Source organism: Alicyclobacillus hesperidum, assembly GCF_900107035.1.
Lineage (GTDB): Bacteria > Bacillota > Bacilli > Alicyclobacillales > Alicyclobacillaceae > Alicyclobacillus > Alicyclobacillus hesperidum.
In genome coordinates, this window is the sequence record NZ_FNOJ01000019.1 from 1 (window position 1) to 24,802 (window position 24,802).

Genomic DNA, 24,802 nt, shown 5'->3' on the forward strand with positions numbered 1-24,802 from the left:
GGTCACTTGAAATCTTCTCGAAGGTTGGGGTGAAGTCCTTTTTCATGTCTTCACACCCCTTGTCCTACAAGGCCTTATAAATCTGCAAAACGCTCGCTTCCGTATGTGACCTCGGTGAATCTCGCCTGTGGCTTACATGCAGGAGATCCGCATGTCATGTGGACGAGCGTCAACCTCGCCATCGATGCTGGGGTCGCCATCGGCGCTCATCCTGGATACCCTGATTTACAAGGCTTTGGGCGACGAGACATGGGACTTTCGGCCAAGGAAGTGTACGTCTATGTGCTCTACCAAATCGGGGCCCTCTCGGGCTTCCTGCGCTCCGCAGGCACGACCTTGCACCACCTGAAGCCGCACGGCGCTTTATACAATCGCGCGGCTGTCGATCCGGAGATCGCTCACGCCATTGTGCAGGCGGTCGCCGATTTTGATCCGGCGCTCGCCTTGTACGCGCCATTTGCCAGTTGCATGGCAAACGCGGGAGGGGAGTCCGGCCTGACCGTCTGCCACGAAGTCTTTGCGGATCGGCGTTATGAGGCGGACGGACGACTGACACCGCGCCGGCACCCAGATGCGCTCATTGAAGATCCGGAGGAAGCCTGTGAACAGGTACTAACCATGATTTGTGACGGGAAAGTGCGTGCCCGAACCGGCGAATGGGTCGAGGTGCGGGCAGACACGGTTTGTCTTCACGGCGATGGGACGGGGGCATTAGCCTTTGCCAAACGCATTCGCGACCGCCTCGCGGCAGCAGGCGTGCGCGTAGCGACATACACAAACGCTTAATCGAAGGGATTGGGGAAGAGATGGAAGCCTCGTTTATCAGTTGGCGTGTCGAAAGTGAAGTCGGCGTCTTGACGCTTAACCGGCCGCAGTCGCGCAATGCCCTGAGCCGGGCCGTGTTGTCGGAGCTTGGCGCACACCTCGCGATGTTGGTCGGCAATTCGGAAGTCCGCGCTCTGGTCATTCGCGGCGAGGGAAAAATGTTTTGCGCGGGGGCGGACATCGGGGAGATGCAAGGGCTCTCTCCTGCGGAGGCAGAGTCGTTTGCACGACTCGGCCAACGGATTTTTTCCGCACTTGAGCAGTTGCCTATTCCGGTTGTCGCACTGGTGCACGGTGGGGCCTTCGGCGGCGGACTGGAATTGGCGCTTGCCTGTGATATCCGATTTGCTGCTACGGGTACGCAGTTTGCGCTGCCTGAGGTTGGGCTTGGCATCAATCCCGGCTTTGGTGGCACATTCCGCCTGCCGCGCACGATTGGACTCGGCCGTGCACTTCCGATGATGCTGCTCGGGGAGCGCATCACTGCCGACGAGGCGCTGACTTATGGCCTTGTGTCGCGGGTCGTGCCGGAAGAAGAACTCGTTATGGCAGGCATGGAACTGGCGAAGCGACTTGCAGGTCAGTCGGCGTCGGCGGTGGCGGCCATCAAGCGCCTGGCTTACCTAGGTGCAGGTAGCGATCCGCAGCGGGCACAGACCCTGGAGGCTGCGCAGTTTGGCCTGTGTTTTGCGACGCCCGATGCCCGCGAAGGCATGGCGGCATTTCGCGAGAAGCGCAAACCAGAGTTCGGCGGATCGAAACCGATGTGAGCAGTTGTCTGTCGCGTAGCTTTGTACAGGCCAGGCCATTGTGTGGATGTACCTATAGTTGGGTAAAATGGTTGCAGAAACTGACGGGTGAACCGATTTCAGAGGCCGATTTGGTGGTCTAAACACATAGCGTCACCACATTGGCTGTGCTATAATCCATGTATTTGTGATGGGTAGGCGTGGTTGGTGTAGCAGCCCGGTGAGAAGGGAAGGTCGTAACATGGCAATTGCGTTGGCGCGGCCGGATCACGAGATTCAGCAAATGCCTTTGGTCGAACTCGTGTACGAGATTCTCAAGGCCCGCAAGGAGCCAATCTATTTTCGTGAAATCATGAAGGAAATTCAGGACTTGCGCCACATGTCGGACGATGAAGTCAAAGAGGTCATCGCGCGAGTCTTTACGGAGATCAACATCGATGGGCGGTTTGTCTGCATCGGTCAGAACATTTGGGGGCTTAACCGCTGGTATCCGACTGACAGAACGGCAGAACGCCTCGGCGGCAAGAAGTTCATCCGCAAGACGGGCGACGCTTTCGGTGACGAGGACGAAGACGAAGAAGAATTTGAAGATAGCGTGCTCGATGAAGAGAGCGAGTACGAAGAGATGCCGGTTGACGAGGAAGTTGGGTTCGACGAAACAGTCGACGAAGACGAGGAAGAAGTACTGGCAGAAGATGAAGACTATGAAGAATCACCGCTGTTCGACGAGGATGAGGATGACGAGGAGGAAGAGGAGGACTGACGTCCTCCCTCGCTTCTTCGCTATGCGTTCTGGATGCATCCGGAACGCTGTTTTTGTGTGCCTGTAGGCCATGGGACCAACTTGAGGAGGACGGGTGTGATGAGTGCAAAGTATATTTTCGTGACCGGTGGCGTGGTTTCCGGGTTAGGTAAAGGCATCACCGCCGCCAGTCTCGGCCGGTTGCTGAAGAACCGCGGCCTCAACGTCACGATTCAGAAGTTTGATCCATACATCAACGTCGACCCGGGCACGATGAGCCCTTACCAGCATGGCGAGGTGTTTGTCACCGATGACGGCGCTGAGACGGATTTGGACCTTGGCCACTACGAACGGTTTATCGATAACGATTTGAGCCAAGCCAACAATGTCACGAGCGGCCGCATTTATTGGTCGGTGATTCAGAAGGAGCGCCGCGGCGATTATCTGGGCGGCACGGTGCAGGTGATCCCGCACGTCACCAACGAGATCAAGGAACGCGTCATGCAGGCAGCGAAGCCTGACACCGACATCGTCATCACCGAGATCGGCGGCACTGTCGGCGATATTGAAAGTCAGCCGTTTCTTGAAGCCATTCGCGAGATGAAGGGCGAAGTTGGGCGCAATAACGTGCTGTATATTCATGTTACGCTCATTCCATATCTACGCATGGCGAGCGAAGTCAAGACCAAGCCGACGCAACATAGCGTGGCGTCACTGCGCAGTATCGGCATCAGCCCCAATATCATCGTCTGCCGCACGGAAGTGCCGCTGAGCCAGGACGTCAAACGCAAAATTGCCCTGTTTTGCGATACAGACGAAGACAGTGTGATCGAGGCGCGGGATGCTGACGTGCTGTACGAAGTTCCGCTTTGGCTGCGGGATGAGGGACTCGATGATATCGTCCTGCGCCACTTCGGCATCGTCGCGCCGCCAGCCGACATGCGCGAATGGGAGCAGATGGTTGAGCGCATCAAGCGGCTGCATCAAAAGGTCGAGGTCGCGATTGTGGGCAAGTATGTCGCTCTCCCTGACGCATATGCCAGTGTTGTTGCCGCGTTGCAACACGGCGGCTTTGAAAACGACGCAAGCGTGCAAATTCGCTGGGTCAACTCGGAAGACGTCACGGCGGAGAATGTGGACGAGCTATTGTCCGGCGTGGGCGGCATTCTCGTTCCAGGAGGCTTTGGCGATCGCGGAATCGAGGGCAAAATTATCGCGTGCCGCTACGCGCGCGAACACAATATCCCGTACTTTGGCATTTGCCTTGGCATGCAGATCGCCGTGATCGAGTACGCCCGGCATGTCGCCAATATGGCGGGGGCGCATACCAGCGAGATCGATCCGACGACGCCATACCCGGTGATCGATCTGCTTCCTGAGCAGAAGGAAGTTGAAGATAAAGGGGGCACGATGCGTCTTGGGGCCTATCCGTGCCGCGTGTTGGACCATTCGAATGCGCGTGCGGCGTACCAATCCGAATGGGCCTCCGAGCGCCATCGCCATCGGTACGAATTCAACAACGACTTCCGGGAGACGTTAGAATCACACGGCCTGCGCGTCACGGGTACGTCGCCGGACGGCCGGCTGGTCGAGATTGTTGAAATCCCGGAACATCGCTGGTTTGTCGGCGTGCAGTTCCACCCGGAATTTAAGTCGCGGCCCAATCGCGCGCAGCCATTGTTCCGCGAATTTGTGACGGCGAGCCTCCGGTACCAAAACGATCAGCAGCGCCCTTAACGCAGACGGCCGCAGGACGACGGTCAACCCTTGATCTGGTTTCGCCAGAACAGGCTTGACAGGAGTTCTTTTCAGGTGTGCCGAACAATACTCATGACGAGTTGAGCTAACGAAGAGGGTGTTTGCATGGCGTACAAGGTACTGGTTGTCGACGACCAGTTTGGCATCCGAGTCCTTCTTCAAGAAGTGTTGCAGCGGGAAGGATATGAAATTTTCCAGGCGCCAAACGGGGTAACTGCGCTGCAAATCGCGGAGCAAGAGAAGCCTGACCTGATCCTGCTGGACATGAAGATTCCCGGCATGGATGGGCTCGAGATTTTGCGCAACATCCGGAAACTCGAGCTGGACTCCAAGGTCATCATGATGACGGCGTACGGCGAATTGGATTTGATTCATGAAGCGATGGAAATGGGCGCTGTCGCGCATTTTACGAAGCCATTTGACATTGATGAATTGCGCCGCGCTGTTCGATCGCAATTGGACAGTTAGCGAGGCGAGTTTTACAATGGACAAGGCTGCTTCGGAGAGATGATCCCGCGTGAACATGGTATGATATATCCGTAAAGAAGTCGTCCGGCGGTTCATCTCGCATGAGGCGGGCGGCCGCAGAACCCTGCGGGCGGCTCCATAAACAGTCTAGGAGAGGATGAGGAGCAATGAAGTTTTTCATTGACACCGCGAATGTCGACGAGATCCGTCGCGCGGCGGAGATGGGGATTTTGAGCGGCGTCACGACCAACCCGAGCCTCGTGGCGAAAGAGGGTCGCGATTTCGTTCAAGTGTTGAAGGAAATCGTCGAGATCGTCGACGGGCCCATCAGCGCAGAGGTTGTCAGCCTCGATGCGAAGGGCATGGTGGAAGAAGCGCTCCCACTCGCGGAGATTCATAAAAACATTGTCATCAAGGTGCCGATGACGGTCGAGGGCTTGAAGGCCGTGCATCAATTGGCTCAACGCGGCATTCGCACCAACGTCACCTTGATTTTCAGCGCGAACCAAGCGCTGATGGCAGCACGTGCAGGTGCGGCATTTGTCAGCCCGTTCATTGGCCGTTTGGACGATATCAGTGTCGACGGCGTCGAGTTGATTGCGGACATCGCTCAGATTTTCGATATTCACGGCATTGAGACTGAAATTATTGCCGCAAGCGTACGCCATCCGATGCACGTCACGCAGGCTGCAAAAGCAGGCGCTCATATCGCGACGATTCCATTTGCTGTGTACGACCAAATGGTCAAGCACCCATTGACGGATCGCGGTATCGAACGCTTCCTGGCAGACTGGAGCAAACTTCAAAAGAAGTAAAGCCGATGGGCACCGGGTTCGCCGGTGCCCGATTTTGTGTACTCTTCGCGACGATACACGTCCACCGCTTGTGAAACGGCCCGCAGCTGTTTATACTACATATAGCCGCAGAATCATTCGATTCCGTGGGGGGATACGCTTCATCTTCCGTGCACCTCATCATTGGCGCACACGTACACCTCTCTCATCTCGTTTCCTGATGTGCTGAATCGGACAATGAAAGAGTGTAGCTAGAACGCCTCAAACATGCGAAAAGCCAATCCGGTCCCCAGAAGTACATGGATACAAACGCTTGCATACAAACGGCTGTTAACAGGGCAGTCGGTTTGTTTGATATAGATGTGCAAATGTAGATCGAGGTTGATATGAGACAGCGTAAAAAGAATGTGAGGGACGATTTTGGATATTCGTGAACTCGAAGAGAAAAAGCTGACGGAGTTATACAAGTATGCGAAAGAGTTTCAAATCCCGTATTACGGGACCATGAAGAAAAAAGAACTCATTTTTGCCATTCTTAAGGCGCAAGCGGAGCGCGACGGCCTGATGTTTGCGGCTGGCGTCCTCGAAATCATGCCGGATGGTTACGGCTTTTTGCGGCCAGTTGGATACCTTCCGAGTCAGGAAGACATCTATGTGGCGGCGTCGCAAATTCGCCGTTTTGACCTGCGCACCGGTGACCTCGTCAGTGGCAAGGTTCGCCCGCCCAAGGAGAATGAACGATATTTTGGCCTGCTTCACGTCGAAGCTGTCAACGGCTATAGTCCGGAAGCCGCTGCCGAACGCCTGCACTTCCCGGCACTCACGCCACTCTTCCCAAGTGAGCGCATCATCATGGAGACAACTCCCGAAAAACTTGCGACGCGCGTGATTGACTTGTTTGCGCCTATTGGATTCGGGCAGCGCGGACTTATCGTGGCGCCGCCAAAGGCGGGCAAGACGGTACTTCTCAAGGAGATTGCAAATAGTATCGCGGCCAACTACCCAGAAGCGCATTTGTTTGTCCTTTTGATTGATGAACGCCCGGAAGAAGTCACAGACATGCAAAGGTCCGTGAAAGGTGAAGTTGTGGCGTCCACGTTTGACGAACTTCCTGAAAATCACATTAAGGTCTCCGAACTGGTACTTGAACGAGCCCTTCGCCTCGTTGAGCACAAGCAAAATGTGGTTATCCTCCTCGACAGCTTGACTAGGCTTGCGCGCGCATATAACCTTGTCGTGCCTCCGTCTGGACGCACGCTTTCTGGTGGTATTGATCCCGCTGCATTTCACAGGCCGAAGCGATTCTTCGGTGCAGCCCGCAATGTCGAGGAGGGTGGCAGCCTGACCATTCTGGCGACCGCCTTGATCGATACCGGATCGCGCATGGACGACGTCATTTACGAGGAATTTAAAGGTACCGGCAATATGGAATTGCATCTTGACCGGAAGTTGGCTGAAAAACGTGTCTTCCCGTCGCTCGATATCCGCCGCTCGGGCACGCGCCGCGAGGAGGCTTTGATGCCGAAAGATGAGTTGGAGAAGGTTTGGGCAATTCGTAAGTCGATGGGTGACAACCAGGACTTTACAGAGATGTTTTTGCGCAAGTTTAAGCATTACAAGACGAACAAAGAGTTTCTTGATAGCTTATCTCTCAACCGTCCTGCGGAGCGCAAGCCCGCTACGTCAGCAAATCCACCGGTCGGAGCGCAAAGCTGATTTCGCCTGTTTGTCCCGATGATATCCCGTTAAGTGATCAGTACGGTCGAACGTACGTCGCAAAAAAGCCCACAGGCGGGCAGGCCCGTGGGCAATTCTGGCGGGTGTCATACACGGCTTACTCCCAATCGTCATCCGGCCAATCAGGCAGGAAGCCAAATGACGGGATGGCTGTAGACGTTGTGGTTGCAGCGGTTACGGTGCCAGGTGCATTGTGGCTGGCAACCGCGGCGTACGCCGGGCTTGCCATGACAAACAATGAACCTATGACGCCCAGACAGGAAATCACGAATTTGTTCTTCATCTGCATCCATCCTTTGCATTGTGTTGTGCTGCGAGTTCAGGATACTGGGCATCCGAGTTTGTCTCCATAACGGGCAGAAAACATTTGATTCATATCGAAAAAGTTCTCCAAAGTTATATGCGTGATCGCCAACTGTAAAATGGCGTGCATGTATATTCCAAAAGGCAGATGGCCATATTGCGTGACATATCACTGCATCTTTGTTATAATTCATTGCAGTGTGTTTTAACGAGATAGGGGTGAACAAATATGAAAACGGGTATTCATCCGTCCTACCATACAGTCACCGTGACGTGTGCTTGCGGCGAAACGTTTGAAACGGGTTCGACCAAAGAGGCGATTCGCGTAGAAATTTGCTCGAAGTGCCATCCGTTTTTCACGGGCAAGCAGAAGTTGATCGACGCGGGCGGCCGTGTGGACAAGTTCAACAAGAAGTACGGTTTGCAAACACAGCGGTAATGAGCGTGCAGCGAAAAAGCCATGGTTGGCTCCATGGCCGCCCGGCGACGGCGCGGCGTTTGGCGGAGTTGACTTTGGCTTTTTTGTCGTGCACGCATTTTCGTTATTTCGATGAGGCATGAGGCGGGAGGTGATGGCGATGTTCGAACGTTTGGCAAGCATGGAGGAGCGCTATGAGCACCTGAGCGATTTGCTCTGTCGCCCTGAGGTGATGAACAACCCCGCCGAGCTGCGCACATACGCGAAGGAACAGGCGGATTTAGCGGAGACTGTTGCGGCGTATCGCCAGTGGAAGCAGGTTGGCGGCGCGATCGAAGAGGCGAAGGCGATGCTGCAGGAGAAGCTGGACGAGGAGATGCGCGAATTTGTGCGTGCAGAACTCGACGAATTGCAGGCCGAGCGGGCGAGGCTCGAGGAACAACTGCAAATCTTGCTTTTGCCGAAAGACCCAAATGACGATAAGGACGTGTTTCTAGAAATTCGGGCGGCGGCTGGCGGCGAAGAGGCAGCTTTGTTCGCCGGCACATTGTTGCGCATGTACCAACGTTATGCGGAAGCAAATGGCTGGAAGGTGGAAGTCATCGACGCCAACTACACCGACATGGGCGGCTTTCGCGAAGTGACGATGGCCATCCATGGCAAGGGCGCGTTTTCCAAATTGAAGTTTGAGAGCGGGACGCATCGCGTGCAACGGGTTCCCGTTACGGAGTCGGGCGGTCGCATCCACACGTCGACGGCGACGGTCGCTGTCTTGCCCGAGGTGGAAGAGGTCGAGATCGACGTCCAGGAGAAAGACATTCGCATCGACACGTTTTGCTCCACGGGGCCCGGTGGCCAAAGCGTGAACACGACGCAATCGGCCGTGCGGATCACGCACTTGCCTACGGGCATCGTCGTCTCGTGCCAAGATGAGAAATCGCAGTTGAAAAACCGCGAGAAGGCGATGCGCGTCCTGCGCGCCCGGCTGTACGAAAAGGCGATGCGCGAGCAGCAGGAGGAACAGGCGGCGGCGCGCCGGAGCCAGGTCGGGACAGGGGACCGCAGTGAACGCATCCGCACGTATAACTTCCCGCAAAGTCGTGTCACGGATCACCGGATTGGCCTGACGCTGCACAGATTGGAGGCCGTCCTCGACGGCGACTTGGACGAAATCATTCAAGGGCTCATCGTCGCGGATCGGGCCGCCATGTTGCAGGCGGAAGAGGCATGACGAAGTCCGTGCACGTCGCGGCGTTGTTGCGCAGGCTGGCGGAGCAGTTGTCCAGGTCATCCGCCTATGTCGATCTCGCCCCTGACGAGCGTGTCCACCAGGCGCAGAATGAGGCGGAGCAAATCCTGCGCAGTGTTGCAGGTTGGACGCGTCTACAACTGCTTCAATCGCTACAGGAAGATGTCGATCCTAAGCTTGCCCGGTTGGTGGCCGAGATGGCGGCACGTAGGGCCTTCGGCGAGCCCATCGCCTATATCCTTGGCCGTGCCGACTTTTACGGCCACACCTTCGCCGTCCGTCCGGGGTGCCTCATCCCGCGCCCGGATACCGAAATCTTGGTGGACGCTGCCGTGTGCTTTTTACGCGCGTTGCCCGTGGGCGCGCAGGTTACGGACATCGGAACGGGCTCTGGTTGCATCGCCATCTCCATGCAGCTTGCGTGCCCGCAGGCGCGCGTGACTGGGGTCGATCGCGCCGCAGACGCGCTTGCCATCGCGAGAGAAAATGGGGAACGCCTAGGGGCCGACGTCGAGTGGGTGTTGGCTGATGGGCTAGAATGGTTGATTGCACAGGCTGCAACAGGGCGTCGATGGCACGCCATCGTCTCGAATCCGCCGTACATACCGAGTGCCGACATCGCTGGCCTGGAGCCGTCCGTGTCCGCATATGAACCGCGCCTCGCGCTCGATGGCGGCGCAGATGGGCTGATATTCTACAGGCAGTTTGCCGCCTTGCCACAAAGCGTGTTCGCTACCGGCAAGGCAGGATTGTTCCTTGAAGTCGGCTGCGGACAAGCGCCCGAGGTCGCAGATCTCTTTGCGCATTGGCGGGCAGATGGCTTTGCCATCGAAGTGACTCGCGATCTCCGCGGGATCGAACGCGTGGTGAAGATTGTTCGCCACGCGACCTAAGGCAGGGAACGGGGCCTCACAGCCTTCGGCGAATCTAGCATTTTTTCTACCAGCCTGTTTAACTTCGCTAGCCTCTGACCATACTGACTGCTAGAGAATGCAGGAGGGATGGCAGATGGGAGTCGCGAAGCGCTGGGTTGGGTTCTTGATGGCGGCGGCGTTGTGTATCGGAGCAGGGCGGACGGTGATGGCACATACAGCAGGCAGCGAGGCAAGCGACAACCTGTTGCATGGCATCGCGACGCCGCATGCCACGACGATTCCGCAGGACGCGTTGCGCTTGCGCATCATCGCAAACAGCGACAGTGCAGCAGACCAGACATTGAAGCTGGAGATTCGCAACGCAGTCGTGGAAGAAGTCGGCCAGCTCGTGCAGCATGCGACATCGGCCGCCGAGGCGAAGCAAATCGTCGAGGCGCATTTGGATCAGATTCGCGCGACTGCCGTTGCGGTGGAGCACCAGCATGGCGTTTACGAGCCCATCTCGGCGAATGTTGGTGAGGTGCCGTTTCCAACCAAAATCTACGGCAACGACGTGTACCCTGCCGGCAATTATGACGCCTTGCGGATCATCATTGGCAAAGGGCAGGGGGCCAACTGGTGGTGTGTGCTCTATCCACCGCTTTGTTTCGTCGATATCACCGAGGGGGATGCCGTTCCCAATACCGGATCGTTCCCGGACTTGCCGCCGCTGGAGACCATTGATGTGCCGACGGCTTCGGGCAAAAAGCAACCTGTACAGGTGCGGTTGTGGACGGTCGATCACGGTGAAGAAATCTACCATGCATTGACCCACATGTTTCACTAAGAGATCATCAACGGCTCATCGCGTATGACAGATTTTGAAGGGCAGAGGAGGTTGGCCATGAACAGGTGTGCAATCGACGATTTGCGCGACGTCGCTCAACTGCGTCGACGCGTAGCGGCAGCGGCGGCGAGCTTGCGGACAGGTGGCTTGGTTGCATTTCCGACGGAGACGGTGTACGGCCTTGGCGCCAACGCGTTTGACGACACGGCGGTGCGCCGTATTTTTGCGGCCAAACAAAGGCCCGTCGACAACCCGCTGATTGTCCACATTGCGAACGGAGACCAACTCGAAGCTTGTTTACCAGTTGGCTATCATCTGTCTCCGGACGAACGCAAGTTGATGCAGACTTTTTGGCCTGGACCCTTGACCTTGCTCCTGCCGGCGGGGCCGCAGATTGCGCCAGCGGTGCGACCCGGACAAGAGCTCGTTGGCGTGCGCATGCCCAATCACCCGGTTGCGCGCGCGCTCATCGCCGAGGCCGGCGTCCCCGTTGCCGCGCCCAGCGCCAACATCTCCGGCCGTCCCAGTCCGACTGTAGCCGACGCAGTGGCCGCAGATTTGGAGGATGCCATCGATTGGCTCATCGATGCCGGGCCGAGTGCCATCGGTGTCGAGTCTACCGTGTTATTGCTTGAGCCAGACTGCGCACGCATACTGCGCCCAGGGGGCATCACGCAAGAGATGATCGCCAAAACCATACAGCGTCCCGTTCTGTTTGCGGCCGACGTGTTTGATCTCGATGCCGCCCCGCTTTCGCCTGGCATGAAGTATCGCCATTATGCGCCCAATGCGCGGGTTCATGTATGGTGGGGTGAGGAGGCGGCAATCGCGTCTGCCATGCGGGCATTTCTCGAGGGGGAAGGCGATGGGGCGGATGCGGCAACGACGATTCCGGCGCTCATCGCGCCACAGGACTTCGTCAGCCGCTTTGAATGGCACCTGCCGCCAGTGCGCATGGCCGCGCTTCCCGCAGACGACTATGCTACAAACTTGGCGCATGCACTTTACGATTTGTTGCGCAGGTTCGATCAGGTCGGGGCAACGGATATTTTGGTATATGGGGTCGATCCCGCGCATGGCATCAGCACAGCCGTCATGAATCGGTTGCAGAAAGCTGCATCGGGCCGCGTGCGGAGAGTCGAGTGAGCCCCCCTTCGCGCGTCCGGTGCCTGTACGAATTGGTTGTTCCAGGGGTTTGAGTAAATGACATCCATATGTGTGGCGAAACTTCGGCGCCGATTCGAACAAAGTGCGACAAGTGGATTGAATCCGTTTTCATCGCCTGACTCGTGCAAGAACAGCCGATATAATGGCCTTGCAAAGCAGGAAAGATGCAAACGGGGGATGAGAAGCATGCAGATCGTTTTGACGGTCATCACTGTTGCGTTGATTGTGGTTGTGGGCACAGCCTTGTTGATTGGAAACAAACTCGTCGACAAGATGGTGCATAAGGATTCCGAGGAAGCTGAAGCGTTGTTGGCGCAAGCGGCGGCAAAAGGTCAGCGCACATCAGCTTAACCAGTTCAGTTATACGGCCTTCATCATTCGGTTTGCATTGATATAGATTGTCTGGATGTGTTGATGTGTTTCAAAAGAAAGTGTAAAACCCAGTGCGAGTTGTTAATCGCACTGGGTTTTTGTGTTTGATAGGTCCCCGGTTTCATTCAAGGCTTGGATTTGTGTGGGGGACAGACCCAAGTCACGAGCCAAGACAGCAAAAGTATCTTGGCCCACGACGGACGGCCCTGTCCAATGGATGGTTGGCTTTGACCGCGAGAATTTTGGGAAAACGCCCGTCATGCGCATCGGTCCAATATCTGGATCATGTACAGTGACTACCGATTCCCGAGCTTGGATTTGTGGGTTTTTCAGCATGCTGTCCACCGTTTCAAGCGGGCCCACTGCACATCCCATGTTTGACAGTTCTTCAATCGCTTCATCCCGCGTCCGCTCTTTGCACCAGGCTTCAATAAGGGCATCGAGTTCATCTGCATGTTGCACACGGTCCAAGTTTGTGCGAAAACGCGGGTCGCGGACGAGAGTCTCGCCGCCAATCGCTCGCAACACGCGTTCTGCAACCGGTTGTGTACTACCGGAAAGTGCCATCCAGCGGCCGTCCGAGCAGAGATAGGCGCCGCGCGGGGCGGTATCTTGCAACTGATTCCCCTTGCGCTTGTGCAATGTCCCGTTTTGGTCAAACTCCAAAATCTGAAGTTCGATGACTTTCATCAAGGCCTCATAAATCGCGAGATCGATAATCTCTCCTTCGCCTGTTTGCTGGCGCTTGTACAATGCGGCGAGTACAGCAGCCGAACCCAAGTAGCCAGCGACGACATCGGCGAGCGGGAACGCGGGCAACAGTGGTGGCCGGTCATCATATCCGGTAACGGCGGCCACACCCGTCATGGCCTCAGCTAAGGTTCCGAAGCCTGGCCTGTCTCGATAGGGGCCTTGTTGTCCATAGGCGGTCACGCGCAAGATGACAAGGCCAGGATGAATGTCCAGCAGTGTGTCCGGGCCTAGGTTCCATTTCTCAAGTGTACCCGGGCGGAAGTTTTCGATCACGACGTCGAATGACGTGATCCAGCGCTTGATGAGCTGTTGTACACCTGGCAAGTGAAGGTCGAGCGCCACGCTGCGTTTATTGCGGCTTAACGTCTTCCAGTAGAGTCCGTGCCCTTGCTTCTGGGCGCCAAATGTACGAACAAAGTCACCACGGCCAGGCTGCTCGACCTTCACGACCTCCGCCCCGTAGTCCGCCAATAAAGACGCAGTCGTCGGGGCGGCTATCATCGTCGACATGTCTAGGACGCGTATACCATCGAGTAAAGCCTTCATGCGTGCATCTCCTCATACCGTGCAACAATTTGCCGTGCTCGCTGAAGAACTGGCTCATCGACCAATTGACCGTCCATTTGTAAGGCGCCGTTGTCTTCCATGGCAGCGAGTATATCCTTGGCCTTCGTATATTCGGCCTCTGAAATCCGATAGACGTCGTTCACAACTTCAATTTGGGACGGATGAATCACATGTTTACCTTGAAAACCTAGTCGTTTGCCAATCTGCGTGTCCTTGCGCAGCGCCTCCGGATCGTCCAGCTTCATAAATACCGAATCCCAAGGCGGGGAGAGATGCAACTTCCTCGAGACCAAGGCAAGTTTTTCACGTGCACTCACGAGCAGTGGGCTGGGCGCAAGACTGAGATCTTCCCATGAGGTTCCGAGATCGAGCGCCAGATCTGCCATACCGATGGCCGCTGCTGAAATGAGGGGAGAGGAGGCCAAGATGGCCTCCATATCCATAATGGCTGTGGCTGTTTCGAGCAGCGGTAACCAATGAATTGGGAAGTCTAGAGGACCCTGATTGGCTTGTAACGTTTTCACGTACTCATCAAGCGTCCGCAATGTGTGTTCCGCCTTGGGAACAACAATTCCATCCGGACGAATCCGCATTGCGCTGGACACATCATCCTGCCAATACGAGGTGTGCAGTCCGTTGATGCGAACGTAGAGTCGTTTACCCGCAACGCGGTGTTTCCCCACCGCCTCGAGCATGGCGTGCCGTGCAGCTTGCTTCTGCGATGGGTGGACGGAATCCTCGAGGTCCAAAATGACACCGGAGCAAGGAAGTTGCATCGCCTTTTGCAACTTGCGTTCATCGTGAGCCGGAACGAATAGTAAACACGCCATACTGTCCGCCTCCTCTTTCCGCAGCATGCAGCCAAGCATAAGTTACATATGGAGACCGCTCTCCGAGGCAATTACATCCGTCGTTTTGGAGGATGGCAGAAGTATGAAGTAACAGAGGGCTCCAACGACGGCCAGGGCGCCAGAGAGTACGAGTGCGCTGACAAAGTTGCCTGAGTTTTGAACGAGGATACCCGTTAGGAGTGGGGCAAAGTACCCTCCGACGTTCCCGCCAAAGTTCTGCATTGATGCGACAGAACCTGCTTGGCCGCGCGGGGCAATTTCGGAACAAGCACCCCATGCGGCACCATTGCTAAACATGATGCCGGACTCAGCAATCGTTAGGAACACGAGAGCCCATTGCCATGCACTGACGAATACGGCAGGGATGACGGCCACACCGCAAATCAGGCCGATAACCATCGCATATTTGCGGCCGTTGCGATTTACTTTAACCCACTGATCGGAGAGGACGCCGCCGAGGAATGCGAAGACAGCGCCGAAAATGAATGGCAACATGCCATAGATACCGGTCTTCAAAAGGCTCATGTGGCGCGCCGTGACCAAATAACTGGGCAACCAAGTGATAAATACGTACATGATATACACTTGGCAAAAGTACCCTAGCATCAGTCCCCACGTCGATTTTCGCCCAAACAATTTAGCGTAGGGGACTTTCTGTTCTTCAATCAGCTCGTTCTCTGTACCGGCGTCAATCAAAGCTTGTTCTGCGGCGTTCACACGAGGATTCTGATGGCGATCCTTATAGAAAATCAGCCAGAAAATCAGCCAAACGAAGCCGAGTAACCCCGTGACGATGAACGAGGTGCGCCAACCAAACGCCGTGACAATCCATGCGACGAGCGGCAGTGCGACTGCGGAGCCGACGTTGACGCCGGCTGTAAAAAATCCGGTCGCAATGCCACGCTGTTTGCGAGGGATCCAGTCGGCTGCCGTTTTCGTAGCCGCAGGAAACGCCGGGGCCTCGCCGACGCCGAGAATCAAGCGAAACAGGTAGAGAATGCCGAAGGAATTGGCGATGGAAGTCGCCATCGACGCCAAGCTCCAAAGGATGATAGACCAGATATAAGTCAATCTGGTCCCTAATTTGTCAATGAGTGCACCAACAGGGAGCTGTAAAAGACCATAGGATAGCAAGAATGCAGAAGAAATGGCGCCCATGGCAGCAGGTCCCCAGTGCAAATTTGCTGCGATTTTGGGGAGTGCCACAGAAAGGTTTGTGCGGTCCAAATAGTTAATGGTTGTTGCAAAGAATAACAGTGTGATAACGCCCCATCGAACGTTACTCGGCTTCATGCCGATCCCCCTTTTGCTCATCGCCTTCACCTGGTTCAGGAAAGGTAAGCGCTTTCGTTCCAGGTGAAGAAAAGAAGTTGGTTTGATGATGATATATCATACTGCTTTCCTTTCTAAATTAACACCCTATTTTTAAATATCTGAGTTTCAAATCGTATATCATCTGTGGAGTTTCCGTACGGAGAGTAGTTAAATGGATCGATTGTCTTTCATGAGCTGGATCACATGTCGTTCGTAGTTGTCGATGTGCGTCACCATGTAGGAACCTGCTAAGAGCGCATCGCGGCGCACTAAGGCTTCAACAATGCGCTGATGTTCCTCCATGGAGGTTTTCATGCGGTCGACAGAGAGGCCGAAAACACCGCGCGGAAACATTCGCCAATGTGTTTCGATTAACTCTGTCAATCTCGGATTTCCGGCCGCGGTGTAAATTTCCATGTGAAAGGCGTGGTTGGCTTCTTGATACGCGTGGGGATCTCGCGATGTGATGGCATGATGCATATTTTGCATAGAGCGATCGATGCTGGTAAAGTGCTCTGGTGTCAACACCGCACAGGCCTGCTCGATGGCATACCTTTCTAGCACTTTGCGGATGGCGTACACTTCTTCGACGGAGCCTGTCGAAATTTGCGCTACGATGACACCAGCATACGGACGGCGAATGAGGAGGCCTTCACTGATTAACAACATAAAAGCCTCCCGCACAGGGGTGATGCCGAGACCCAAATCCTGCACCAATTCACTTTGACGCAAACGCATCCCTGCCTTGTACACTCCTGTAAGGATACGGTGGCGGATCTGCTGAACCGCCACATCGGTCTTCGTTTGTGCGACATTTGGGTCATCCGAAGCGGGGTTGGTCTGTTTGCGATCACGCATTGTACTCATCGCATTCATCCCTTTTGGCATGTCATGGCGTTTCTAGGTTAACTCGCAGGCGAAAGCGCTTGCCCAGAAGCCGTATTGCTTGCGGTGCCGGCGGTGGACCCCGATGTCGCCATCGGGGTTTCTGCTGATCCGCTCCTATTGCCAGTTGCCGAGGTGCTAGTCTGCACGCCGGTTGCTGGGGGAGTGGCACTGGTTGTATTGGTATTCGCAGCAGATCCACCCGTTGTTGTTCCCGCGGATCCGCCTAACGCCGTGCTATTCGATGACGATGCCGCAACACCGGAGTTCGATCCAGACGAGCTATTCGTCGGTGCAGGCGCAGTGCTGGACGTACCATTTCCTGCCGCGTTGGTCAAACTCGAATTGTTCGCAGGCGGGGTACCAACTGTATTATTTGTTGCGGTTGCATTCGTCCCGGTTGTATTGCTTGTACTCGTCACATTTGTCGTGTTGGTTGTTCCGGTCGTGTTTGTCGGCGAGCTCACGCTGACAGATCCTCCGCTTGGGCTCGTCCCAACACTGGCTTGTGTGCTCGAGGAACCGCCTGAACTGGCAGTTTGCGTCGTTGTCGACACATTCGGCTGTGACAACAGAGGATTGGTAGCCGCGTTCGTCACCTGTTCATTCGGAGACCAAGCAGGTTCATTCGTTGGTACGAGATGAACTGGCGTTGTGGCCGTGGTCGCGGCAACGGTCGTTCCCGTGTTCTCCGCCTGTGGCGTTTTGCCGCTTACATCCCACCAAGCGCAGAGCGCAACGGCGATGGCAGCCGCGGCGCCAATCCCAGCTTGCCAATATCGTCTTCTATTTAATGTGAATGGCCGTTTAAGCATGGCCTATCGCCTCGTTTTGTCAAATTTATAGTCATTATCCCGCATTTCGTCGAAGATTGCGAGGGGAATTCGCCAGTGGATGCGTGGTATGATAGAGCAAAGATCGAGGAACTGACGAAATTTTCTTCCAATGCCGTTTTGACATACGACGACGCATGAGAGGTGTGAGAGGTTCTGTGCTGAACATGTCAACCACGCGCGTGCTGTTAATCTTGTTGACCGTGGTTTCGGGTTGTGTGGACGCCATCAGCTTCCTGCGGCTGGGTCAAGTCTTCACTGCCGCCATGACCGGCAACACAGTTCTTTGCGGCATTGCCGTCGCCGGCGGGCACGGCGGACTCGCGGTGCGTTATGCCGTCGCACTCATCGGGTTTGCCGTCGGTGCGGCGGGCGCGGCTCTGGTCATGACCGGCCATCGGCGTGAAACTGGCTGGAGCCGCGCCGTGACTGGCACTCTCTGCCTCGAATTGGCCGCCTTGTTCGCGTTCTGGCTGTTGACGCAGTGCCTGCCGGCCACAGAACAGAAGCGTATCGTCAATGTGCTTTTATTCGTCTTGGCGTTCGCCATGGGTGTACAAGGCTCGACTGCGCGCCGGGTCGGGATCAATGGGATCACGACGACCGTCATTACGAGCACGTTGACGGGATTGGTCGAAACCGCCGTGTGGAAAGCTGTTGGTAAGGTGCGCTCCCACGCTGTCACGACTGACGGCAAGGCGTTCGAGCCGACGGCCGCCGCGCTCGTCTGGATGTGGCTTTCGGCCATTGTCGCGTATGGCATTGGCGCCGCCATGTCGAGTGCCATCATCGCCAAATGGTCCTATGAGGTGGTCTGGGTCCCAATAGCCATCGTCGTGATTGTCCTTCTGACAGGCCACCTGCAAGGCCGTTCGCAGAGCCAACAGATGTCCATGTAATCCTCATCTTCGTGTTAATAAAGCCGCCGGACGTCTGCAATGCGCTTGCCCCAATTGCTCTGTGGACCAATGGATACCCGAGCGACGGCGCCCAACTGGGCGTCGCAAGCGATCATCTGATCGTCACCACAATAAATACCTACCACCGAGCCGCTGTCGAAAAACACAAGATCGCCAGGGTGCAAATCCCAAACCGGTACACTGACACCAACCGTATCCCACAACTGCATGAGATCGTCCGGCAAGATGTAGCCGAGCGCATGATGGTACACGTAGGCGACGAATGTCGCCGGATCGCATCCTCGTTCGCCCGCCTCGGGACTGGCTCCCCAAACGAGCGGCTTGCCAATCAGACTCTCCGCTGCGCCGATGACGGCCGATGTCTTTACCTCATCGGGCGCAGACAAGCTAGCTATCGGTTGTCGTTGCGGATCGAGTTCCGTGCCAGGAGGTGGCAGGGGCAGGGATTGGCCCAATGACAACTCGGCGCTTTCGTCGTCGACGTCCGCGGCTACTCGCCGGGGCTGACCGACGTTTGCAAAAGCGACGATATGCCCGTCTTGATCCACGGCAACGATGCGCATGGTTGCTGGGTTCGCGTCTTTCGGCCGATGTGCGTGCGCGTAATTGGCTAATCCCGCGCGGTGCCTAATGTCGATCGCGCCGTCGCCGTGCTCGCCAGCTGCCGTGCGGGTGACGATGAGCACCAGCGAGTTGTCCGCCGGATCGACACGCGTGGCAACGACGTGCACGATGTGGGCTGCGGCTGCAGACGTCACCTGCGGTTGGGCAGGCCGCACCTGTGCTGCCGTTGTCGCAGCGCTGGCATGTGGTGCGCAAAGGGCGAGCGAAGACGCGTAAAGACACAGTGCGAAGGCCATGGTTGCGCGTCTTTGAAATCGCTGCAACTCGGACACCATCTTCCTATAAGTGGAATGTATACACAGGTTGTGTGGAACCGGCGCCGATTATGCTTCTTCTAACGGTGCTTGGTCGTTAGCTTTACATCGGATGTGAGCTTGCCCGCATGAGTCCGCCAGGCGACGCATACACATGGGACTAGTTAGCAAAGGAGGCGCCGCTTTGTCTCATGTGGACGATCTCTTGGAAATCATGATGATGTCCTTTGCCTTAGGCATGGATGCGCTGTCTTTGAGCATTGGGGTCGGCCTTGGCTCCATATCACGTAGGACGGCGGTGCAACTATGCGCCTTTATTGGTGTCTTCCACGTTGCACTGACGCTCATCGGCATCGGCTTTGGCGATTGGATTGGCGATTATTTAGGGGCCGTCGCGAAGTGGTTTGGCGCTTTGCTCATCATTGGCCTTGGCGTACATATGGCGTATCACACGCTGTTCTCAAAAGAAGAGAAGCGTCCGCGCACCATCGATAGCCTGCTCTCACTGGCGGTATTTGCGGCAAGTGTGTCGATCGACGCGCTCTCGGTGGGCTTTAGCCTCGGACTTCGCAGTGTTGCTTACGGGGCCGCGTCGGCCATCGCGTTTGGCGTGGTCAGTTGTTGCATGTGTGGGGCTGGCCTTGCCATTGGGCGCAAATTCGGCCAGGCCATCGGTCATTATGGCGAGTTGGCGGGCGCGTGCATCCTTATTCTTTGTGGTATCGGCTTTTTGCACTAACGGTGGACGTGGGCGTTCATTGCATCGGCGAATCTGGCACGGATATACTGAAAATAGAATCCTAAAGCACATGAGCTGAACGCCATAATCTAGGTGACGAAGATGAACATTTTATTTGTTTGCACCGGTAACACGTGCCGCAGTCCGATGGCTGCGGCCTTCCTGCGCCATCTGGCGGCACAGGAAGGCGTCTCTTGGACCGTCGATTCAGCAGGTTTGTACGCTTTGGACGGTCAGCCTATGACGCGGCATGCCGTCGACGCGTTAATTAGGCGACATGTCGTTGCGCCGACACATGCCGCCAAGCGATTGACGCGCGAATTGCTGTTGCAGGCTGACGTCGTCCTCGTCATGACTCATGGTCATCTGCAGGCCTTGCGCGACATGTTTCCAGAGGTTGCGCACAAAGTTTATACGCTCACCGCGTTTGCTCACCGTCAGGCGGAGGAGCAGGCAGGCGACGTGATGGACCCGTTTGGCGGTGACGAACACGCGTACGAGGCTTGTGCCGATTCCTTGTTCGCGCTGGTGGAAAAAGCGTTTTTGCGGTTGCGGGAGGAGGCTTCGCGCGATGGCGGATCTAACCAAGCCAACTGAGGCCGCATTCGACAAGCAAGCCTGGGCCATCGAACAGGTGCGCCGCGATTTGCCCATTGTGCTGGCTGATCTGTACCGGACGGCGCGCATCGGTCGTGACACGCTTTTGGTGATTGGCGCCTCCACCAGTGAAGTCGTGGGCGAACACATCGGCACCGCGACGTCGATGGCCGTAGGGCAGGCCATTGTCGACGTCGTTCAGGCGTTTGCGGCTGAGGCGGGGTGCGAAGTCGCATTCCAATGTTGCGAACACCTTAACCGCTCGCTTGTCGTCTCCGAAGCGTACGCAAAACGGCGCGGATGGCGCAAAGTGTCTGCGATTCCGGTGCCGGGGGCGGGCGGCGCGGTCGCGGCCGCGGCGTATTGGGCCATCGCGGACGCCTGTCTCGTCGATGCCGTCGAAGCAGACATGGGCGTGGATATCGGCGATACGTTGATTGGCATGCATTTGCGTCCAGTGGCCGTGCCTGTGCGCAGCCAGGTGCGGGAGATTGGTAAGGCGCATGTGACGATGGCGAGATCGCGCCCGCCACTCGTGGGGGGGACGCGCGCTGTGTACGATCGCGATGAAGCACGTAGGCGCGCGGGGCTGGATGGTTCTCACCATGCTTCTGCAGATATCGACAATTGACAAAACTCCCCTTGTGCACTCCGCTCGCGAACCGTAAGATGAAGATGAAATCGAACAGGGCTTGTGCTGCACGCCAATTTGCGTGCGCCAAGAGTGAAAGGAGTGCGCAAATTGTCGACAAATCTGCAGCGCTTTGACGCTGAGGTCGCGGCTGCCATGGAGCAGGAATTAAAGCGACAACAAGGGAACATCGAACTGATTGCATCCGAAAATTTCGTGAGCGAGGCGGTGTTGACCGCGCTCGGCTCGGTGTTGACGAATAAATACGCCGAGGGCTATCCTGGTCGCCGCTACTACGGCGGCTGTGAGTATGTCGATGTCGTCGAGAAACTGGCCATTGACCGCGTCAAGCAACTGTTTGGCGCAGAACACGCCAACGTGCAGGCACACAGCGGCGCGCAGGCCAATATGGCGGTCTACTTCAGCGTGCTCAAGCCCGGTGACACCGTTCTGGGCATGAACCTGGCGCACGGCGGTCACTTGACACACGGTAGCCCGGTCAATTTTTCCGGTCAACTGTACAAGTTTGTCGCCTATGGTGTCGACGAGACGACACACCGCATCGACTATGACGAAGTGCGCAGGCTGGCTATTGAACACAAACCGCGCATGATTGTCGCTGGCGCAAGCGCCTATCCACGCGTGATCGACTTCGCACAGTTGCGCGCCATTGCGGACGAGGTCGACGCCTACTTGATGGTTGACATGGCGCACATCGCGGGTTTGATTGCGGCAGGTTTGCACCCATCCCCGGTGCCGCACGCACATTTTGTGACATCGACGACACACAAGACTTTGCGTGGCCCGCGTGGCGGCCTCATCCTCTGTAAAGAGGAATTTGCTAAGGCCGTTGATAAAGCCATTTTCCCAGGCATTCAGGGGGGGCCGCTGATGCACGTGATCGCGGCCAAGGCGGTTGCGTTTGGCGAAGCGCTAAAACCCGCGTTTCGCACGTATCAGCAGCAGATCATCAAGAATGCGCAAGCCCTGGCGACCGCTCTGCAACACCATGGCTTCACGCTCGTGTCAGGTGGCACGGATAACCACTTGATGCTGATTGACGTGCGCAACGTCGGTCTCACGGGCAAGGAAGCGGAAAAGCGGCTCGATGAGGTGGGTATCACGGTGAACAAAAATGCGATTCCGTTTGATCCTGCAAGTCCGATGGTGACCAGTGGCATTCGCGTCGGCACGCCGGCGGCGACTTCGCGCGGTATGGACGTTGGGGCGATGATGGACATCTCGCACATCTTCAAACTCGTCTTGCAAGGCGATTTCACGGACGAGGTCAAGGCGCAAGCGCGGGAACAGGTGGCCGAATTGACGGCGCGCTTCCCGCTGTATCCGAACCTGTCCTATGTAGAATAACGAACATGTAACAGACTTTGCGAGCCGCCCGGGAACGGGCGGTGAACTTGCGTAAAGGGGCGTTCCGATTGGGACAAGTCCACGTATTGGACCATCCACTCATCCAGCACAAGTTGACACACATTCGGGATAAGCGCACGGGCACGAAAGAGTTTCGAGCGCTTGTGCAGGAAGTGGCCATGCTCATGGTATACGAGATCACGCGGGATTTGCCTTTGACCGAGGTCACGGTGGAAACGCCTGTGGCCACGGCCAAGACAAAGGTGATTGCCGGTAAGACTTTGGCGATTGTGCCAGTCTTGCGAGCCGGGCTCGGCATGGTTGAAGGTATTTTGAACTTAATCCCTGCGGCGAAAGTCGGTCATATTGGCCTGTACCGCGACCCGGAGACACTGCAGCCCATCGAGTACTACTGCAAATTGCCGGCGCACGTTTCGGACCGCGATGTCATTGTGGTCGATCCGATGCTTGCGACGGGCGGATCGGCCGCAGCCGCACTGACGGCCGTCAAACAGCGCGGTGTGCGCGAACCGAAGCTGATGTGCTTGGTCGCCGTGCCGGAAGGCATCGCGACGGTGCAAGAGCAGCATCCGGACGTCGAGATTTACGTGGCGGCGGTGGACGACCATCTTGATGACCACGGCTACATCGTGCCGGGGCTGGGTGACGCGGGGGACAGGCTGTTTGGCACGAAGTGAAACCCTGCTTGGACTCCCAGCTCGCGGTGGGCCATGCAGGGCGAAGGAGGAACCACATTTGAGTACAGCGCCAGTGCGCGTCATGACCGTATTCGGCACGCGCCCGGAGGCCGTGAAGATGGCGCCCTTGGTCAAGGCCCTCGAAAGCCACCCGGACATCGAGTCGCTCGTCTGCGTCACCGCTCAGCATCGTGAGATGCTGGACCAGGTGCTCGAGGTCTTTGGCGTCAAAACGGATGACGATCTCGACATCATGGAACCGAATCAAACGCTTGCCACCATCACCACCAAATCTTTGCGCGGGCTTGAGCGGGTGCTGGCGGAGCGCAAGCCCGACATCGTGCTTGTGCACGGCGATACGACGACGACGTTTGCGGCTGCGCTTGCCGCGTTTTACCAACAGATTGCCATTGGTCACGTTGAGGCGGGATTGCGGACATATCAAAAGTACAGCCCATTCCCGGAAGAGATGAACCGCCAATTGACCGATGTGTTGGGCGACTTGTTTTTTGCGCCGACCGATTTGTCCGCGGCCAACCTGGAGCGCGAAGGGCGACCGGCCAGCGCCATTTTTATCACGGGCAACACGGCCATCGACGCGATGCGCACGACGGTGCGTGAACATTATCGGCATCCGGTGCTCGATGCGATGCCGGCGGAGCGCAGGCTCATTTATATGACGTCCCATCGCCGTGAAAACTGGGGCGAAAAGTTGGAGAACATCTGTCGAGCCGCGCGCCGTGTGGTGGATCTCGCCGATGATATTCACCTTGTCTATCCGGTGCACCTCAATCCGACGGTGCGCGATACGGTGTTTACTATTCTCGGCGGCCACCCGCGCATCCACTTGCTCGATCCGCTCGGCGTTGTGGACAACCACAATTTTATGGCGAGATCGACACTCATCCTGACCGACTCTGGCGGCATTCAGGAAGAAGCGCCGTCGCTCGGCGTGCCCGTGCTCGTTTTGCGCGATACCACGGAGCGGCCGGAGGGCATCGAGGCGGGCACCTTGAAGCTCGTCGGGACCGACGAAGACGCCATCTTTCAGGAGGCGCGCACCTTGTTGACCGATGCCGCCGCATACGCGGATATGGCGGGGCGGAAGAATCCATACGGCGACGGTCGCGCCTCTGAGCGGATTGTGCAGGCGATTTTGCATCATTTCGGGCGTGCACAACGGCCAGAGCCGTTTCGCTATTTAGAGGGCGAACGACTCTTTTAAGGAAAGGGGCGTTGCTTGCGCTTTCAATTCCAGATATGGGGCAGGAATAAAGGGGCGGCCAATCGGATTTGACTTGGCCGCCGAATTGTGAACAAACGTAGAAATCCTGTCGTGATCGGCGATGTCGAAGCCTGGTATAGCCGTTGACATCGAATTTCGCGCTAGTGTACTATAGGCGAGGGTTCTGGCATTTCACCGTAAAAACCGGGTGTTTCACACTACGAGACAGGTGAGCTAGCGCATCCGTTTCTGGAAACGCC

The 24,802-nt window shown here is 56.5% G+C and carries 27 protein-coding genes; 21 read left to right on the plus strand and 6 right to left on the minus strand.

Translation table 11 applies throughout. The features are described 5' to 3' along the window. Nucleotides 1–105: 105 nt before the first annotated feature. The 7 genes from BLU70_RS12030 to rho all read left to right on the plus strand — a co-directional run bounded on the left by BLU70_RS12030 (nt 106) and on the right by rho (nt 7,052). Nucleotides 106–786, plus strand: coding sequence for a 5-oxoprolinase subunit PxpA (locus tag BLU70_RS12030; RefSeq protein WP_276326113.1), 681 nt, complete (start codon nt 106–108; stop codon nt 784–786). A 20-nt stretch (nt 787–806) separates the two neighbouring features. Continuing rightward, nucleotides 807–1,595: an enoyl-CoA hydratase/isomerase family protein gene (locus tag BLU70_RS12035; RefSeq protein ID WP_006445930.1), complete on the plus strand. Its 789-nt coding sequence runs from the start codon at nt 807–809 to the stop codon at nt 1,593–1,595. A 220-nt stretch (nt 1,596–1,815) separates the two neighbouring features. Next, nucleotides 1,816–2,337, plus strand: a complete 522-nt coding sequence (rpoE, locus tag BLU70_RS12040) for a DNA-directed RNA polymerase subunit delta (RefSeq protein ID WP_006445929.1) — start codon at nt 1,816–1,818, stop codon at nt 2,335–2,337. A 99-nt stretch (nt 2,338–2,436) separates the two neighbouring features. After that, a complete protein-coding gene (locus BLU70_RS12045; protein ID WP_074693622.1) occupies nt 2,437–4,053 on the plus strand; it encodes a CTP synthase in 1,617 nt (538 codons plus the stop codon). 126 nt (nt 4,054–4,179) lie between these two features. Then, nucleotides 4,180–4,542, plus strand: a complete 363-nt coding sequence (locus tag BLU70_RS12050) for a response regulator (protein WP_006445927.1) — start codon at nt 4,180–4,182, stop codon at nt 4,540–4,542. 167 nt (nt 4,543–4,709) lie between these two features. Next, complete coding sequence (fsa, locus tag BLU70_RS12055) at nt 4,710–5,357, plus strand: fructose-6-phosphate aldolase (protein ID WP_006445926.1); 648 nt, start codon at nt 4,710–4,712, stop codon at nt 5,355–5,357. Between the two features lie 399 nt (nt 5,358–5,756). Further along, nucleotides 5,757–7,052 carry a transcription termination factor Rho gene (rho, locus tag BLU70_RS12060; RefSeq protein ID WP_006445925.1) on the plus strand — a complete coding sequence of 432 codons (1,296 nt, stop codon included), beginning with the start codon at nt 5,757–5,759 and terminating at the stop codon, nt 7,050–7,052. A 118-nt stretch (nt 7,053–7,170) separates the two neighbouring features. Here the strand turns inward: rho and BLU70_RS12065 are convergent, their stop codons facing one another. Beyond that, the gene (locus tag BLU70_RS12065) at nt 7,171–7,356 is read right to left on the minus strand and encodes a hypothetical protein (RefSeq protein WP_074693623.1); all 186 of its coding nucleotides are present in this window, start codon (nt 7,354–7,356) and stop codon (nt 7,171–7,173) included. Between the two features lie 249 nt (nt 7,357–7,605). Between BLU70_RS12065 and rpmE the strand changes: the two genes are divergently transcribed. The 6 genes from rpmE (at nt 7,606) to BLU70_RS14655 (ending at nt 12,262) form a co-directional block, all read left to right on the plus strand. Beyond that, a complete protein-coding gene (rpmE, locus tag BLU70_RS12070; RefSeq protein ID WP_040288660.1) occupies nt 7,606–7,815 on the plus strand; it encodes a 50S ribosomal protein L31 in 210 nt (69 codons plus the stop codon). A gap of 139 nt (nt 7,816–7,954) precedes the next feature. Further along, complete coding sequence (gene prfA / locus BLU70_RS12075) at nt 7,955–9,025, plus strand: peptide chain release factor 1 (RefSeq protein ID WP_040288772.1); 1,071 nt, start codon at nt 7,955–7,957, stop codon at nt 9,023–9,025. Beyond that, nucleotides 9,022–9,936, plus strand: a complete 915-nt coding sequence (gene prmC / locus BLU70_RS12080) for a peptide chain release factor N(5)-glutamine methyltransferase (RefSeq protein WP_074693624.1) — start codon at nt 9,022–9,024, stop codon at nt 9,934–9,936. Before prfA ends, prmC begins: the two co-directional genes overlap by 4 nt. Before the next feature lie 115 nt (nt 9,937–10,051). Next, a complete protein-coding gene (spoIIR, locus tag BLU70_RS12085; protein ID WP_058094386.1) occupies nt 10,052–10,744 on the plus strand; it encodes a stage II sporulation protein R in 693 nt (230 codons plus the stop codon). 57 nt (nt 10,745–10,801) lie between these two features. Then, nucleotides 10,802–11,890 carry an L-threonylcarbamoyladenylate synthase gene (locus BLU70_RS12090; RefSeq protein ID WP_074693625.1) on the plus strand — a complete coding sequence of 363 codons (1,089 nt, stop codon included), beginning with the start codon at nt 10,802–10,804 and terminating at the stop codon, nt 11,888–11,890. 207 nt (nt 11,891–12,097) lie between these two features. Next, the gene (locus BLU70_RS14655; protein WP_006445918.1) at nt 12,098–12,262 is read left to right on the plus strand and encodes a hypothetical protein; all 165 of its coding nucleotides are present in this window, start codon (nt 12,098–12,100) and stop codon (nt 12,260–12,262) included. Nucleotides 12,263–12,364: 102 nt separating this feature from the next. On the opposite strand, the gene BLU70_RS12100 is transcribed toward BLU70_RS14655, so the two are convergent. The 4 genes from BLU70_RS12100 to BLU70_RS12115 form a co-directional block, all read right to left on the minus strand. After that, complete coding sequence (locus BLU70_RS12100) at nt 12,365–13,582, minus strand: CaiB/BaiF CoA transferase family protein (protein WP_074693627.1); 1,218 nt, start codon at nt 13,580–13,582, stop codon at nt 12,365–12,367. Continuing rightward, nucleotides 13,579–14,433, minus strand: a complete 855-nt coding sequence (locus BLU70_RS12105; protein ID WP_074693628.1) for an HpcH/HpaI aldolase/citrate lyase family protein — start codon at nt 14,431–14,433, stop codon at nt 13,579–13,581. The genes BLU70_RS12100 and BLU70_RS12105 overlap by 4 nt, the downstream gene beginning before the upstream one ends. A gap of 42 nt (nt 14,434–14,475) precedes the next feature. Beyond that, on the minus strand, nt 14,476–15,747 hold the full coding sequence (locus BLU70_RS12110; RefSeq protein ID WP_040288654.1) for an MFS transporter: 1,272 nt from the start codon (nt 15,745–15,747) through the stop codon (nt 14,476–14,478). Nucleotides 15,748–15,936: 189 nt separating this feature from the next. Beyond that, a complete protein-coding gene (locus BLU70_RS12115) occupies nt 15,937–16,635 on the minus strand; it encodes a GntR family transcriptional regulator (RefSeq protein WP_074693629.1) in 699 nt (232 codons plus the stop codon). An 84-nt stretch (nt 16,636–16,719) separates the two neighbouring features. Here BLU70_RS12115 and BLU70_RS12120 point away from each other — a divergent pair, with 84 nt between their 5' ends. Together BLU70_RS12120 and BLU70_RS12125 are read left to right on the plus strand one after the other, a co-directional pair. Further along, nucleotides 16,720–17,298: a hypothetical protein gene (locus BLU70_RS12120; protein ID WP_143027537.1), complete on the plus strand. Its 579-nt coding sequence runs from the start codon at nt 16,720–16,722 to the stop codon at nt 17,296–17,298. Nucleotides 17,299–17,653: 355 nt separating this feature from the next. Further along, a complete protein-coding gene (locus tag BLU70_RS12125; RefSeq protein ID WP_244885204.1) occupies nt 17,654–18,385 on the plus strand; it encodes a YoaK family protein in 732 nt (243 codons plus the stop codon). 14 nt (nt 18,386–18,399) lie between these two features. Here BLU70_RS12125 and BLU70_RS12130 read toward each other — a convergent pair whose 3' ends face one another. Next, the gene (locus BLU70_RS12130; RefSeq protein WP_176780904.1) at nt 18,400–19,293 is read right to left on the minus strand and encodes a C40 family peptidase; all 894 of its coding nucleotides are present in this window, start codon (nt 19,291–19,293) and stop codon (nt 18,400–18,402) included. A gap of 184 nt (nt 19,294–19,477) precedes the next feature. Here BLU70_RS12130 and BLU70_RS12135 point away from each other — a divergent pair, with 184 nt between their 5' ends. The 6 genes from BLU70_RS12135 to wecB all read left to right on the plus strand — a co-directional run bounded on the left by BLU70_RS12135 (nt 19,478) and on the right by wecB (nt 24,542). Beyond that, nucleotides 19,478–20,023: a manganese efflux pump MntP gene (locus tag BLU70_RS12135; RefSeq protein WP_244885205.1), complete on the plus strand. Its 546-nt coding sequence runs from the start codon at nt 19,478–19,480 to the stop codon at nt 20,021–20,023. A 102-nt stretch (nt 20,024–20,125) separates the two neighbouring features. After that, nucleotides 20,126–20,620, plus strand: a complete 495-nt coding sequence (locus BLU70_RS12140; protein WP_074693633.1) for a low molecular weight protein arginine phosphatase — start codon at nt 20,126–20,128, stop codon at nt 20,618–20,620. Continuing rightward, nucleotides 20,595–21,251 carry a TIGR01440 family protein gene (locus BLU70_RS12145; protein WP_074693647.1) on the plus strand — a complete coding sequence of 219 codons (657 nt, stop codon included), beginning with the start codon at nt 20,595–20,597 and terminating at the stop codon, nt 21,249–21,251. The genes BLU70_RS12140 and BLU70_RS12145 overlap by 26 nt, the downstream gene beginning before the upstream one ends. Before the next feature lie 111 nt (nt 21,252–21,362). Further along, entirely contained in the window at nt 21,363–22,619 is a 1,257-nt protein-coding gene (locus BLU70_RS12150) for a serine hydroxymethyltransferase (RefSeq protein ID WP_040288647.1), read from the plus strand. Nucleotides 22,620–22,687: 68 nt separating this feature from the next. Beyond that, nucleotides 22,688–23,317, plus strand: a complete 630-nt coding sequence (gene upp / locus BLU70_RS12155) for a uracil phosphoribosyltransferase (protein WP_006445906.1) — start codon at nt 22,688–22,690, stop codon at nt 23,315–23,317. Nucleotides 23,318–23,399: 82 nt separating this feature from the next. Continuing rightward, complete coding sequence (gene wecB, locus BLU70_RS12160) at nt 23,400–24,542, plus strand: non-hydrolyzing UDP-N-acetylglucosamine 2-epimerase (RefSeq protein ID WP_074693648.1); 1,143 nt, start codon at nt 23,400–23,402, stop codon at nt 24,540–24,542. Nucleotides 24,543–24,802: the final 260 nt, after the last annotated feature.